This is a genomic window from bacterium (assembly GCA_019637795.1).
GTDB lineage: Bacteria > Desulfobacterota > Binatia > HRBIN30 > CADEER01 > JAHBUY01.
This window is the reverse complement of sequence record JAHBUY010000001.1, coordinates 145,001-158,890: the sequence shown is the minus strand read 5'-3', so window position 1 is coordinate 158,890 and position 13,890 is coordinate 145,001. Positions and strand designations below refer to the sequence as shown.

Sequence of the window (13,890 nt, the reverse complement as noted above, 5' to 3'; positions counted from 1 at the left end):
GCCGGTGATCAGGCGCCGTAGAGGACCTGGCGCAGGTCGATCGCGAGATTGCTGCCGTCGAGGCGGAGGTGGCGCGGGTTGTACTCGTCGTGGTGGATGGAGAGCACGATGTCGCGCCGCGGCACGTCGGCCGGGGTCGAGAACCCGGCGACGCCGGCCGCGTTGGTCGTCAGCGCCGCCAGCAGGCGGTCGCCGCGGCCGAGCACGCGCACGGCGGCGCCGGGCACCGGCGGCTTCTCGCCGCTGGCGTCGGCGTCGTTGTCGCACACCACGACGCGCGCGGTGCGTCCGTCCGGCGCCGGCTCGACGGCGACGTCGAGATCGCGCAGCCAGATCATCGGCTCGCCGGTCACCGCCTTCATGCCGATGCGCTCGGGATGACGGGCCGGGTTGGCGGCCAGCGCCACGTTCTGCGCGGCCATGCCGTGGTCGGCGGTGAAGACGAACAGCGTCGAATCGAGCAGGCCCTTCGCCTCCAGTAGATCCAGCACGATGCCGAGCCGGCGGTCGGTCTCGGCGACGGCCTCGCGCAGGCCCTCGCCGTGCGGTCCGTACTCGTGCCCGGCGCCGTCGGTGAGCGTGAGCTCGTGCGCCGTCAGCAGCGGCGGCGGGTGGGCTGGATCGTCGAACAGCACCAGCGCTTGCGCCAGGCCGCGGGCATCGACCAGCGCCTCTCGGTGCACCGCGTCGTGGCCGTCCGCCAGCCAGCGCGGGTTGATCGCCCGCGTCAGCTCGGCGGTGAGCGCCTTCAACCGGTCGCGCGGTCCGAGCACGCGGCCCTCCAGGGGCGCGTGGTCGGCGCCGCGACCCTGCGGCTCGTGGATGCTGGCGGTGCGTGCGGCCGGCCCGCGCACCCGGTGCACGGCCTCGTACAGCGTCTCGACCCCGGCGCCCAGGAACGTCTCGGTCATCATCGTCTGTCCCTGGGGCGCCAGCGCCTGGCGGGCGGCGCGGTCGTAGTACGTCGGGTTGACGATGTCGTGGTGTCCGCACCAGGCGCCGGTGAAGAGGGCGCTGTGGCTCGGCCAGGTGATGGTCGGGAAGTTGACCGTCGAGCCGAAGCGGAAGCGGGCGCTGCGATCGAGCAGCCGGCGCAGGTTGGCGATGCCCGGATCGTCGGTGTCGAGCAGCCACTGCAGCTCGCTGTTGCTGAGGCCGTCGAAGATGACGACGTAGGCGCGCTCGGCGACCGGCCCAGGGGCGAGGATCTCCTCGAGCACGCGGCCATCCTGGCGGCGCAGGTAGACGTCCGGCGCGACGCCGCGTTCGCTGGCGGTGCGGCCGCTCCAGTCGCGGCCGTCGATCAGCGGGAAGCCGAGGCGCCGACAGATCGTCGGCGCGATATCGACGTGCCGCGGCGCGTCGTCGTAGAGCCCCGGGCGGATGCCGGGGCCGGCGAAGGCGAGCGGGGCGCGCGATTGGACGACGTCGAGCGCCCCGTGCTGCCCGGGCTGCAGGCCGAAGGCGTAGCACTTCGGGCTGACGACCAGATCGGGCGCGAAGGGGCTGTCGAACAGTTGGGCGATGCGTTCGAAGGCGTGCGGATAGCTGAGCTGGGCGGGCTCGATGAAGGCGCGATTGACGTCGTCGGTCGGGTGGCCGGACGCGGCCGCGGCGGCGAGCTCGTCGTCGCAACTGGCGATCCGATCGTGGCGCTGATCGGCGAGCGGGTTCTCACCCAGCAGCTCGACGACGGGAAAGCGCGGCTCGCCGTTCTCGCACCGGCGCTCGAAGCGTACCAGGCCCCGCCGCGCCCACACCTCGTAGGCGTCGTCGCGATGGGTGATCACCAGGTCGGTGTGTTCGGCGCTGTCGGGATCGGTGAGGAGGGCGAGGATCGCCCGATTGCCCGATTCCTCCTGGTTGCGGTCGAGCCCCTGGCCACCCGGGCGCTCCGGCCCCAGTCGCGTCGCCATCGTGTCCCTCCCTATCCAGCGGGCGCGGCGAGGGGAAGTCGTGGCCGACGGAGAATCCGCGAGCCGACCGGCGAGCATCCGAGCCGGGGCGCGCCGGCGTCCTCGTCCGGCCTTCGTGGAAGGCGGGAGCGAGGAGTGGGATCGACTTGCAAACGCGGCGCGGATCGGGGTTTGGTCGCGGGCGGGGGAGCCGGGAGCTCCTCCGTGACTCTCGAGGATGGCTCACTTGAGGCGGATACCGCTGGGGAGGCCGCGGCGCGCGGCGCTGGTCGCCGGCACCGTTGTCGCCGCCGGCGGCCACGGCTCGGCCTGGAGCGGCCAGTGAGCGTGGATCTCCACCTGCCGCTCACCGATCTGGTCGAGCGCCTTCGTTGCCGCGCGCTGTCGCCGGTCGAGCTCCTGCGCGCCTGTCTCGACCGCATCGAGCGCCACAACGGCGCCCTCAACGCCATCGTCACGCTCGACGCCGACGGCGCCATGCGCGCCGCGCGCGAGGCCGAGCGGCGACTGCTGCGCGGCGAGGACCTCGGGCCGCTCGGCGGCGTGCCGTTCGCGGTCAAGGACCTCGAGGACGTCGCTGGCCTGCGGACGACGTTCGGGTCGCCGCTCTACGCCGACAACGTCGCCGCCGCCGATTCGATCCAGGTCGCCAGGCTGCGCGCCGCCGGCGCCTACCCGATCGGCAAGACCAACACGCCGGAATTCGGCGCCTATATGCAGACCAGCAACGCGCTGTTCGGCGCCACCCGCAACCCGTGGAACCTCGAACGAACGCCCGGCGGCTCCAGCGGCGGCGCCGCCGCGGCGCTGGTCGGCGGCCTGGTGCCGCTGGTCACGGCGTCCGACGGCGGCGGCTCGATCCGCCATCCCGCCGCCTTCACCGGCTGCGTCGGCCTCAAACCGACCTTTCGCCGCGTGCCGCAGCGACCGCAGCCGATCCTGACCTTCGACGACACGGCGGTGTGGGGGCCGCTCACCCTGACGGTGCGCGACGCGGCGCGCATCGCCGACGCGACGTTCGGCCCCAGCGAGGAGGACCCGTGCGCGTTGCCGCCGCCCGACGGCTCGTACGAGCGCGGGCTGGACGCGCCGCTGCCGCGCCTGCGCGTCGCCTGGTGCGGGGATCTCGGCCACGTCGTGCAGCCGGACGTGATGCGCGAGGTGGCGGCGTGCGCGCGCATCGTCGCCGAGCTCGGCCACGACGTCGAGCCGTTCACGTCGCGCCTCCCCTTCGTCGGCAAGGCGTGGAGCCTCACCGGCGCGGTGACCGAGTACATGAAGCACGGCGAGGCACTGTCGACGCCCGACCAGCTCGATCCGATGCTGCGCGAGGGCTTCCTGCGCGCCCAGCGCCGCGCCGCCGACGATCTCGCGTACGCGTATCGGCGCCGCACCGAGCTGGTGCGATGGACGGCCGCGGCCTTCGCGCGCTTCGACATCCTGATGATGCCGACCCTGCCGCTCGAGGCGTTTCCGATCGGCCAGCTCCATCCGACCGAGATCGCCGGCCGCCCGATCCGCGTCCACGACGCCTTCCCGTTCACCCACCCGTTCAACCTCAGCGGCCATCCGGCGCTGGCGCTGCCGGCGGGACGCACCGACAGTGGCCTGCCGGCGTCGGTGCAATTCGTCGCGCCGCGCTTCCGCGAGGATCTGCTGCTGCGCCTGGGCCGCCAGCTCGAGCAGGCGCGTCCCTGGCCGCTGGCGCCGGCCGCGTACCTGGGCTGAGCCGGGACGGCTTGTCGCGCGCCGCGGCGCTGCGTAAGGATCCGTCGCCATGGCTCTCGACGCGCTCGCTCGCCGCTGGGAAGGCATCCCGTACTGCGCCGCGCTCGGCGTCCGGGTGGACGCGATCGAGCGCGATCGCGTGCGCCTGCGCCTGCCGTTCGCGGACGAGAATTCCAACCCCGGCCGCGCCCTGCACGGCGGCGTATCGGCATCGTTGATCGACGTCGCCGGCGCGCTGGCGGCGTGGACCGGCGTCGAGGATCGACCGGGGCTGGAGGCGTCGACGCTCGATCTCAGCGTCAACTACCTGGCCGCCGCCATCGGCGAGGAGGTGATCGCGAGCGCGGAGGTGCTGCGCCGCGGCAAGGAGCTTGCGTACAGTCAGGTCGACGTGCGCAGCGCCGTCGGCAAGCGCATCGCGGTCGGCATGGTCACCTACCGGGTCTTCGACCATGCGGCGAATCCGGTCGCGGCCGAGCGCCAGCGCAGCGCGACCGAGTCGGGCGGCGCCGCCGGCGAGAAGATCCGCGGCGCCGATCTGTTCGTGACGTCGCCGTTCATCGCCCGCCTCGGCATGACGGTGGCGGCGGCGCATGGCGGTGAATCGGTGCTGGTGATGCCGGCGGCGCCGGCGTCGGACGATGGCGCCGGCGCGGCGCACGAGGGCGCGGTGGCGGCGCTGATCGACACCACCGGGGCGCTGGCCGCGTGGTCGCTCGTCGGCCTCGACATGCGATTCAAGGCGTCGACGTTGGGCATCCACGTCAACTTCCATGCCCCAGCGCGCGGCGACCTGCGCGCCCATGCCCGCACCCTGCGGCGCAACAACGAGATCTTCCTCAACCAGGTCGCGGTCAGCGCCGGTGGCGACGTCGTCGCCACCGGCGCCGTCACCTATCGCATCGTCGTGGACTGAGGCGGGACGTTCCTCCGCGATCGGTCAGCGCGGGAGCGCCGACGGGTCGGCGAAACCGAGCAGGGCGTCGCGGTCGTCGGCGAGGACGAACCCGGCGGCGATGGTCGCGTCCGCGGCGGCTTCGTAGCGCCGCGAATAGTCCTCCGACGACGGGTAGAGGGCCGCGAGGCGTTCGGGCGAGAGCGGGGTCGTCGAGCCGAGCAGGATGCAGAGCAGGGCGGGGTTCGGACCGGGAACGCCGGAGAGGACTTCGACGGGAACGTCCACCGGCGGGGTCCGGATGCCGCCGAGCGCGATGGCGTCGGAATCGCGCGCCACCTGCGCCGGCGTGGTCGCCGTCAGCTCGAGGCGCGGGCCGACCGCCGGCGGCGTGCCCGTGCGCACCCAGTCGTCGAGGCTGCGCAGGGCGGCCTTCGCCACCAGGTGCAGCGGCCCGGCGTTGATCGGCAGGCCGCAGTCGACGGCGCTGGCGAGATGTCCGAGCAGATGGGCGTCGGCGTGCGCGGTGCCGGCGACCTCCCAGAGGCGCAGGGAGTCGCTGTCGGGCTGGCGGACGCTGGCGGAATTCAGCACGCCGACGACGTCGCTCTCCGCCTGCAGATCGAGCACCGGGACGGCGAGATCGGTCCGGAAGGTGCACGGCGTGGTGGCGAAGCTGGCGACGAGATCGGCGTATTTGCCGGGTCCGACCAGCGGGAGGGCCACCGCCGCGCGGCTGTGGACGAAGAAACCGTCGAAGGCGCCGGTCAGCGGCTGGACGCCGTTGTAGTAGGTGGTGAGGGCGAGGGCGGACTGCGATTCGCCGGCCGCCAGCAGCCGCTGCGGTATCGCGCCGCCGAGCGCCGGACCGCCCGCGCGCAGTGTTCGCGCCACCTGGGTGAAGATGTCGAAGGAGAAGCCGTCGCCTGGATGGGCGAGCGACCCGTAGCGGGCCGGGTCGATGGCCTTCAATCCCTTGCCCGCCAGCCCCTCGGCCCCGGGCGCCGCCACCAGCACGGGGCCGCCCTCGATGCCGATGAGCTGCGCCGACACGCCGACCCAGACGTGGCCCTGCCGGATCAATTCCTCCGCCAGGCTGGTGTAGTCGGGGTTGGCGTCGACGCCGCCGCTGACGTTCAGCCACTCGACGACCACGGTGCCGCTGAAATCCCGCGCGTCGGCTGGGCGGCGAACGAGCACCCGGGTGCGATACGGCGCGGTGCCGTTCTCGGTGAACGACCACCGGCCATCGGCGCCGAGCGGCATCGGCGCGGTGTACGATGCCGCGGTGCCGGCCGCGAGGTACTCCACCTGCACGTATCCGAGCTCCTGCAATGGCGGCGTCTCCGCCTCGCCGATGAAGGGGCCGTTGCCACCGCTGAGCTCCTGCGACAGATCCGCCCGCCCCGTTTCGGGCGACGGCGTGGCGGTGGCGGTCGGCGTCGCCGTGTCCGTGATCGTCGGCGGCGGGGTGGGGGTGCTGCTGGGCGGCGGCGTCACGGTGCCGGTTGGTGGCGGCGTCGCGGTGCTCGCCGGCGCGGTCGCGGCCGCGGTATCGGTCGGATTGACGGTGGCGGTCGCCGGACGCGTCGTGGCGGGCGTGGCGCTGCTCGTCGGCGTGGCGGTTGGTGGCGGTCCGCCGCCGTTGGAGTCGCCGCATCCGGTCAGGATGGCGGCGAGCAGCGCGGCGGCAAGCAGGAACACGGAACGGTGGCGCATGAAATTCCCCCGGTCACGCACGATGGCAGAGCGGGCGAACGAATGCACAGGGCGCGAGCGCGCGCCGCGCTGCGGCGTCGGCGGCGGCGGACGCTGATCGTCAGCGACGCCGCAGCCGCAGCGCCGTGTCGGCGAGGAAGAGCAGCATCGACAGGGGCACCAGCCACGGCGCCAGCGGGTAGATGGCGGCGCGGGTGCCCGGCTCGCGGGCGAGGAGGCGGTCGGCCGGCGCGTTCAGCGAGCCGCCGGTCGATGCCGTGAGGCGTTCGAGGAGGGCGAGGTCGGGTTCGCTGCGGCGGAATTCAGCGTCGGCGGTGTCATCGGCCGCGGGCACGGTGACCATCTGCGTGCGCTGGCTGACGGCGCCGCTCGCGGTGCGCTTGATGAGGGTGAGCGGATAGCGGCCGGGCGCGAGATCGAGCAGGCGGGCGGTGAAGCGGCGCGGCTCGCTGGGGACGAGCGGCACCTCGCGCGCGGCGGTCTCGCCGAGGGCGAGGCGCGCCGTCAGCGTCGCCGCGTCGGCGCTGGGGCCGAAGGCCCGCACGTCGAGCTCGGTGACGCCGCCGCTGCGTCGAGCGTCGATCGCCACTTCGTCGTCGGCGTGCTGGCGCGCCGTCCAGTGGCCGAGCTGCGACCAGAACTTGGTGAACGCCGGCCAGGCCACCCAGGCTTCGGCGTCGTCGCGCGGGCTGGCGGTGAAGGCGGCGACGCGGCCGAGGCCGTACTGCCAGACGGCGAGGAGCGGATCGCGCCGGTCCAGGCGGGGCACGTGCAGCAGGACCTCGGCGCCCGGCCGCGGCCGCGCATAGGCGTAGCCGGAGAGCGGCGGCAGCTTCGGCTCGTCGAGGCCCTGCAGCGGTTGGGTGGCGTCGCTGACGCGCGGATGGAACGTCTCGGCGCCGTTCGCCTCCGGCGCGAGCGCCTTGGTGGCCTCGCGCAGCATGAGGTCGGGGAGCTGGCGCGCATTCTCGACGTAGTGGAACTCGCCGCCGGTGCCGCTCGAGATGCCCTGGAGCAGCTCGAGGTTCACGGTATTGTCGCCGATGCGGATGGTGGTGACGCCGATGTGGTCGGCGGCGATCTGCTTGGTCAGGGCGCGGTATTCCTCGGGCGCGGCGCGGTTGGTGTCGCCGTCGGTGAGCAGGATGATGTGCCGCTGGCGGACGCGCGCCTGCGCCAGTTGCTCGCGCGCCGAGGCGAGCGCGTCGTAGAAGTCGGTGCCGCCGTTCTCGACCAGGCGCGGCAGCAGGTCCTCGAGCGCGGCGCGGTTCTGCGCCAGCGGTCGCAGCGGGGCGATCTCGTGCGGCTTGGAATCGAAGACGATGACGCCGACCAGGTCCTGGTCCTTGAGCTGGCGGACGACCGCCAGCGCCGCCTCCTTGGCGTAGCGCAGTTTCTCGCCGTCGCGCAGGGTGCCGACGCGGCTGTTGTAGCCCATGCTGTTGGAGCGATCGATGACCAGGAACAGCGCCAGCGGTTCGCGCAGCCCCGGCTTCGGTCGATTGGGCTCGAGCGTCACCGGCAGCAGGCGTTTCAGCGCCGTTCGGGCCAGGGCGGGATCGCCGTACAGCGCGCCGCCGCCGGCGACCAGCAACCCGCCGCCATGGTCGCGCACCCAGCGCTCGAGCACGTCGAGGGTGGGCGGCGGCAGGTCGGCGGCGGTGAGATCCTCGAGCACGACGAGGTGGTAGTCGCGCAGGGCCTCGACGGTCTTCAGCGCGCCGGGCGGGCGGACGTCGGCGCGCACCTCCTTGCGCGCCAGCGCGGTGGCGACGACCGAGCGCGGGCGGGTGGTGAGCACGAGGGCGCGGGTTGGATCGCGGAGCGTGATGCCGACGTCGCGGCTGTCGTTGGCCGGCTGGGCGTCGCCCTGGGCGCGCAGCTCGGCGCGCAGGCGGTGACTCCCCTCGTCCACCAGACGCGAAGCGAGCGTCATGGCGCTGCGGCCGGGCGGCAGCTCGACCGCGCTGCTGTCGGCGATCTCGCCATCGAGGTAGACGTTGAGCACCGCGGGGCGCAGCGGCCCGTCGTTGTGGGCGACGACACGCACCGGCACGGGGCTGTCGACGCCGGCCATCGCCGGCGCGATGACCCGCTCGACCCGCACGTCGCTCACCGCCTCGTGCGGCGGCACGGCGGCATCGACGCGGACGCCGGCGGCGCGCAGCCAGGGGATGCGGCGCGCGCCGTCGCCGCGCGTCTGGTTGCCGTCGGTGAGCAGCACGACGCGGCGGGCGCCGTCGGCGGGCAACAAGGCCATGGCGGCGTCGAGCGCGGCGCCGAGATCGGTCGCCGGCACCGGCGGCGCCGGCAGGGCATCGGGCAGCGGCGCCGGCGGACCGGGCGCGCGCAGCAGCTCGACGCCGTCGGCGAAGGCCACCACCGCCAGCTCGTCGCCCGGCACCAGGCGCGCCTGCAGTTGCGCCAGGTAGCGCCGCGCCCAGGCGCGGCCGGTGGCGTCGATGCTCGGCGATACGTCCACCGCCGCCACCACCGTCAGGCGGTCGCTGGGCATGCGCGTCGTCAGGGCCAGTCCGGCGAGCGCCAGCACCAGCGCCGCGTAGGCGGCGCTGCGCAGCGTCCCGGCGAGCCGGCTGCCGGCATGCGGGCGCAGGACGAAGACCGCGATCGCGACGAGCAGCAGCAGCGCCGCCGGGTGGCGCAGCGACAGCCCGAGCGCCGTCGGATGCGCGAGCACGTACGACAGGCTGGGGGTGTCCATCAGCCGCGCCGCCTCGCCGCCATCCATTCGACGATCAGCACCGTCGCGGCGGCGGCGTACAGGGGCCATGCGAGCGTGCTCGCCGGCGCCGCGGTGGGCAGACCGGCGCGGATCAGCGGCGCGACCTCGTGCGGTCGCGCCGCCGGACGGCCGATGTCCGACTCCTCGGGGTCCGCGAGGTTGGCGAAGATCCGCACCGCCGCGTCGCCGGCGGTGACGCGATACTCGCCGGCGTAGCGGGCATCGATCAGCGGCGTCTGGTCGGCGGGAAGGGTCGCCTCGCCGCCGCGCGGATCGACGAGGTGACGCGGCAACGAGGGGAGGGACTCGATGACCTCGACGCTGCCGGTGGGGATCACGTGCACGTCGTCGTTCGCCGGCACCAGCCAGTCGACGAGGTCGAGCAGCAGGAGCAGGAGATCGGTGTGGTCCGCGCGCAGCATACCCTGGGCGGCGAGGTCGTAGGCGAGCACGCCGATCCGCTGGCCGCCCACCTCGCCGGCGAAGGCCAGCGGCAACTGCTGGTCATCGGCGCGCGCGGTGAGCAGCGTCTCGGCCCAGCTCGGCGCCTCGAGGATCTGGACGTCGGCGAAGGCGAAGGGCAGGTCGAGGCGCACGCTGCGCAGCGCGGGATGTCCCACGGCCGCATCGCCGAGCGGCACGCGGGCGAGGCGGCCGCGCGGCGGGAAGGGGCCGCGCGGATCGGCGGGGGCGACGTAGAGGCTGGCGCCCTGCGTCGGCAGCGGCGGCGCGACGCGATGGAAGAGGAACAGATCGGCGCGCTGCGTGCCGTCGTAGGCGGCGGGCGCGATGGTGGCGAGCTCGAGGCCGGGCGCCGCGGCGGCGATCTGGCGCAGCTCGCCGAGCAGGGTTGGATCGTCGCTGACCACGAGCACGCGCACCGCCCGCAGCGGGTGCACGACGGCGTAGGCGACGTTGTCGGCGGCGAGCGCGTCGTCGGCGTCGAGCGTCGCGCGGAGCACGCCTGGTCCCGGCAGCGCGGGAACCGGGAACCCGGTGGCGCTGCGCGCCGGGAGGGTGAAGCCCTGGCGGCCAAAGGTGGTGCCGTCGAGCTGCACGGTGAGCACGCCGTGGTGCTCGCGTCCGGCGTGGTTGCGGACGGTGACGAAGGCGCGGGCGGCGCGCGGATCGTCGAAGCGGCTCTGGTAGATCTGGATGCCGTCGATCGAGAGATTGTCGTCGGTCTCGCCGACGGGGAAGACCGAGACGGCCTGCCGCCAGGGGGGGGAGAGGCGATCGAACGGAGTGTCGGTGAAGAGCGCCACGCGGGTGGTCCGGTCGGCCCGGGCGGCGGCGCGCTGCGCGGCGGCGAGGGCGGCGTCGAGGTCGGCGCGGGTGTCGGTCGCCGCCAGCGCCGCGAGCTGACGCAGCGCCTCGGCATGGTCGGTGGTCGGCGGAACGATCACCGCCGGCTGCGGGCCAGCCGCGATCAGCATCGCCTCGTCGCCGGCGCCGAGGGCGGTGATGCGCTCGCCAATGGCGCGCTTCGACAGCTCGAAGCGCGTGCCCGCCCCCTCCTGCGCCTGCATGCTGGCGGAGGTATCGAGCACGAAGACCGCGCGCTCGCTCGGATGCTCGCTGCCGTCGCGCGACAGGTATGGGCCCGCCAGGCCGGCGATGAGCAGCAGCAGCAGCAGCGCCTGCAGGACGAACAGCCAATCGGGGACGAAGCGGGTGGCGCGTGTCGCCGAGTCGGGAATGGTCTGCCAGAGCAGCAGCGACGGGACGACGATCGTGCGTCGGCTGCGCTCCCACAGATACAGCGCGATCAGCACCGCGAAGAGCCCGGCGAACAGCCAGGCGGCGGGGTTCGCGAACTGGACCATCACTGCAGCAGGCCGGCGCGCGGCAGCTCGCGCAGCATGGCGCCGTCGAGCCCGCCGGCGGTGTCGGCGGCGGCGCAGACGACGGCGCGGGCGGCGCACCACCGACGCAGGCCGGCGAGGTGCTGGTCGACGGCGTCGGCGTAGCGGTGCCGCAGCGCGGCGGTGAGCTCGACGATGCGTTCGCGACCGGTCTCGGCGTCGCGCAGGCGCAGGCGCCGCGGCAGATCGGCGGCGCTGCGCTCGTGCGGGCCGATGACGCGGATCGCGGCGGCGTCGTAGCCGTGGCCGAGCAACTCGTCGAACGTCGCTTCGTACGCCGTCGGCTCGACGAGGAAATCGGACACGACGACGGCGGTGCCGGGCAGGCGCGTCGTGCGGAGGTAGGCGCGCAGGCCGTCGAGCAGGCGGGTCGGGCCGTCCGCCGCCGCCGGGGCGAGGAACTGGTGCAGCTCGGGCAGGCGTTGGACATGGCGCAGCAGCGGCGCGAGGCGGGCGCCGTCGCGGCCGCCGAGCAGGGCGAGGCGGACGGGGTTGCCGTGGCGCAGCGCGACGTAGGCGAGGCTCGCCGCGAGGCCGACGGCGAACGGGAACTTGCCGTCGGCGGCCGGGGCGTTCATCGAGCCGCTGGCATCGAGGAGCAGGTGCAGCGGCGCCTCGCGCTCGGCGCGGAAGGTCTTGACGACGCGTTGATCCAGGCGCGCGAGCGCATTCCAGTCGACGTGGCGGAGGTCGTCGCCCGGCGCGTACGGCTTGTGCGCGGCGATCTCGTGGCCGCCCGGTTGGGTGATGCGGGAGATCGGCGTCGAGCCGGGGTGCTGGCCGACGCTGTGCCGGCTGGCGAAGCGCAGCCGATCGAGCGTGCGCAGGAAGGCGGGCGCGCTGGCGAGGCGGAGGGCGGAGGCGACGTCGCTGGCGCCGACGTCACCGGTGGAGGCGTTTGGCGGCATCGACCAGCCGGTGGATGAGGGCGCGCGGATCGACGTCGTCGGCGCGCGCGGCGAAGTTGAGCACCAGGCGATGATTGAGCGCCGGCACGGCGACGCGATCGATGTCGTGGTAGCTCACGTTGACGCGGCCGGCGAGGAGCGCGCGCACCTTGGCGCCGAGCAACAGCGCCTGGCCGCCGCGTGGGCTCGAGCCGTAGGCGACGTAGCGCGCGATCTGGTCGTCGTCGGGCAGCAGCGTCGGCCCGTTGGGGGCGAACCTCGACGTGCGCGGAATGGTGGCGCGGACCAGCGCCGCGGCGTACTCCTCCAGTTGCGGCGCGACCAGCACCTGCCGCACCAGGGCCTTCAGGTCCTCGACGCGCGCCGCCGCCTTGCGGGTCGGGAAGACCGCGGTCGGCTGCGGGACCTCGCTGCCGGTGGTGCTGCCGAGGATGCGCTGCATCTCGTCGGCGTTGGGGTACGGCAGGAAGACCTTGAACAGGAAGCGATCGAGCTGGGCCTCGGGCAGCGGGTAGGTGCCCTCCATCTCGATCGGGTTCAACGTCGCCAGGACGAAGAACGGCGGGGGAAGCTTGTGCGTCGTGCCGGCGACCGTCACCTGACGTTCGGCCATTGCCTCGAGCAGCGCCGACTGCGTCTTCGGGGTGGCGCGGTTGATCTCGTCGGCGAGCAGCACGTGGGCGAAGATCGGGCCCTTGGCGAACACCAGCTCGCGATGACCGTCCTGCTCGAACAGCATGCGGGTGCCGGTGATGTCGGCGGGCATCAGGTCGATGGTGAACTGGATGCGGTTGAAGCTGAGGTTGAGTGCCTGGGCGAGGGTCCGCACCAGCAACGTCTTGCCGGTGCCGGGGACACCTTCGATCAGCACGTGGCCACCGGCGAAGAGGGCGATCAGGATGTCCTCGACCACCTCGCCCTGGCCGACGATCACGCGTCCGAGCTCGCTGCGCAGGCTGGCGAAGACGGCGCGGAACTCATCGACGCGCGCCTCGGCCGTGGCCGCATCGGCCACCTGCGGCTCGCCGGCGCGGGCCGCGGCGCGTGCCATGCGGGAGGGCAGGATGCGACTGCCCGGCGCGGGGGTGCGGCTGGCGGGGTCGCGCGGCGCGACGGCGGGCTCGTCGACGGGGTCGGCGGGCGGATCGACGATGTCGGTCGGATCGTTCATTCGCGCGTGAAGAGGCGGCGGACGATGGCCTCGTGTTCGGGGCCGACCTCGAGTTGCTGCATGGTCGCGTCGGCGAGTTGTTCGCTGGCGAGATCGGGCAGGGGGGCGGTGCGGCTGGCGTTGGCGGCCGCGCTGGTGGTGACGCCCTGGTGGCGACGCTGCGGTTCGGTCTGGCTGGGGGAGACGCCGCTGATGGCGGCGATCTTGATTGCCATCGGCGCCGCGGGGTCGGATTCGAGACGGGGCGAGCCTGCGGCGCCGAGGACGCCGGTCGAGCCGGTGGCGCCGGCGCCGCCGCGGCCGCTCCCCTTCGCGCCCTGCTCGTCGGCACTGGGATCCGCGCCGGGCGTGACCGACTGGGTTCCGGCGGCGTTCGCATCGGCTGGCTGATCCTTGTTGCCGCTGGTGCCGGTGCCATTGGTGTCCGATCGCGCGTCGTCGGCTCGGTGGCGCTCGGCATTCGAGTCGCCGCCCGTCCCGGCGCGCTGCGAGCTGGCGGCTGGGCTCATGCCGAGGTCGCTCTCCGGCGCTGCGCCGAATGCCGCGCGGATCGACTGTCGCAGGTCGGCGAGGTGGTCCCCGGCCGCGGGGCTGCCGGTCTCGATGCTGTCGTCGGCGGCGCCGGCCGCATCCGATCCCGCCGCCGGCATCGATGCGCTCGCGGTGTCGGCGCCTGCTGCGGCGGCGCGCTGGGCGCGGTCGCGTTCGCCATCACGGCGGGAGGTGCCGGCCAGCGCGAGGATCTGGTCACCAGCGGCGGAGGTTCCACGATCGGTTGCGGAGCGCTCGACCACCTCGGCGCCGGCCAGGGGGTGGGTCTCCAGCGGCGATGACTTCGCGACCGTGGTCCGCAGGCCGGCGACGGCCGGCGGTCGGGCGTAGAACGCGGTGGCGGCGAGAACGAGTAGCCCCAGCGGCACGAGCATGAGCCAGCCGGAGAGGCGC

Annotated in this window: 9 protein-coding genes (1 of these 9 running past the window's edge); 2 read left to right on the top strand and 7 right to left on the bottom strand. The window is 73.9% G+C overall.

The genetic code is table 11. The features are described 5' to 3' along the window. Positions 1 to 8: 8 nt before the first annotated feature. The gene (locus tag KF840_00745) at positions 9 to 1,916 is read right to left on the bottom strand and encodes an alkaline phosphatase family protein (protein MBX3023413.1); all 1,908 of its coding nucleotides are present in this window, start codon (positions 1,914 to 1,916) and stop codon (positions 9 to 11) included. Between the two features lie 321 nt (positions 1,917 to 2,237). On the opposite strand from KF840_00745, the gene KF840_00740 reads away from it, so the two are divergent. Together KF840_00740 and KF840_00735 are read left to right on the top strand one after the other, a co-directional pair. Continuing rightward, the gene (locus KF840_00740; protein MBX3023412.1) at positions 2,238 to 3,644 is read left to right on the top strand and encodes an amidase; all 1,407 of its coding nucleotides are present in this window, start codon (positions 2,238 to 2,240) and stop codon (positions 3,642 to 3,644) included. Positions 3,645 to 3,693: 49 nt separating this feature from the next. Beyond that, positions 3,694 to 4,560 carry a hotdog fold thioesterase gene (locus KF840_00735; GenBank protein ID MBX3023411.1) on the top strand — a complete coding sequence of 289 codons (867 nt, stop codon included), beginning with the start codon at positions 3,694 to 3,696 and terminating at the stop codon, positions 4,558 to 4,560. A gap of 24 nt (positions 4,561 to 4,584) precedes the next feature. Here the strand turns inward: KF840_00735 and KF840_00730 are convergent, their stop codons facing one another. From KF840_00730 to KF840_00705, 6 genes are all read right to left on the bottom strand, one after another. Further along, positions 4,585 to 6,258, bottom strand: coding sequence for a hypothetical protein (locus KF840_00730; GenBank protein ID MBX3023410.1), 1,674 nt, complete (start codon positions 6,256 to 6,258; stop codon positions 4,585 to 4,587). A gap of 100 nt (positions 6,259 to 6,358) precedes the next feature. After that, the gene (locus KF840_00725) at positions 6,359 to 9,007 is read right to left on the bottom strand and encodes a VWA domain-containing protein (protein MBX3023409.1); all 2,649 of its coding nucleotides are present in this window, start codon (positions 9,005 to 9,007) and stop codon (positions 6,359 to 6,361) included. Next, a complete protein-coding gene (locus KF840_00720) occupies positions 8,980 to 10,827 on the bottom strand; it encodes a VWA domain-containing protein (protein ID MBX3023408.1) in 1,848 nt (615 codons plus the stop codon). Before KF840_00720 ends, KF840_00725 begins: the two co-directional genes overlap by 28 nt. Then, positions 10,827 to 11,774: a DUF58 domain-containing protein gene (locus KF840_00715; protein MBX3023407.1), complete on the bottom strand. Its 948-nt coding sequence runs from the start codon at positions 11,772 to 11,774 to the stop codon at positions 10,827 to 10,829. The genes KF840_00720 and KF840_00715 overlap by 1 nt, the downstream gene beginning before the upstream one ends. Beyond that, on the bottom strand, positions 11,749 to 12,825 hold the full coding sequence (locus tag KF840_00710; GenBank protein ID MBX3023406.1) for an AAA family ATPase: 1,077 nt from the start codon (positions 12,823 to 12,825) through the stop codon (positions 11,749 to 11,751). Before KF840_00710 ends, KF840_00715 begins: the two co-directional genes overlap by 26 nt. A 116-nt stretch (positions 12,826 to 12,941) precedes the next feature. Beyond that, a protein-coding gene (locus KF840_00705; protein MBX3023405.1) for a hypothetical protein crosses the window boundary here: on the bottom strand, positions 12,942 to 13,890 show its 3' portion. Its footprint extends 401 nt past the window's final position; 949 of the gene's 1,350 nt are visible here — the last part of the coding sequence; its start codon lies off the right edge, out of view; it ends in the stop codon at positions 12,942 to 12,944.

What these genes read in the sequence shown, in the direction of transcription:
- KF840_00745 (MBX3023413.1), bottom strand. Translation starts at nt 1,916, where the DNA reads ATGGCGACGCGACTGGGGCCGGAGCGCCCGGGTGGCCAGGGGCTCGAC.
- KF840_00735 (MBX3023411.1), top strand. Translation starts at nt 3,694, where the DNA reads ATGGCTCTCGACGCGCTCGCTCGCCGCTGGGAAGGCATCCCGTACTGC.
- KF840_00730 (MBX3023410.1), bottom strand. Translation starts at nt 6,258, where the DNA reads ATGCGCCACCGTTCCGTGTTCCTGCTTGCCGCCGCGCTGCTCGCCGCC.
- KF840_00725 (MBX3023409.1), bottom strand. Translation starts at nt 9,007, where the DNA reads ATGGATGGCGGCGAGGCGGCGCGGCTGATGGACACCCCCAGCCTGTCG.
- KF840_00720 (MBX3023408.1), bottom strand. Translation starts at nt 10,827, where the DNA reads ATGGTCCAGTTCGCGAACCCCGCCGCCTGGCTGTTCGCCGGGCTCTTC.
- KF840_00715 (MBX3023407.1), bottom strand. Translation starts at nt 11,774, where the DNA reads ATGCCGCCAAACGCCTCCACCGGTGACGTCGGCGCCAGCGACGTCGCC.
- KF840_00710 (MBX3023406.1), bottom strand. Translation starts at nt 12,825, where the DNA reads ATGGCACGCGCCGCGGCCCGCGCCGGCGAGCCGCAGGTGGCCGATGCG.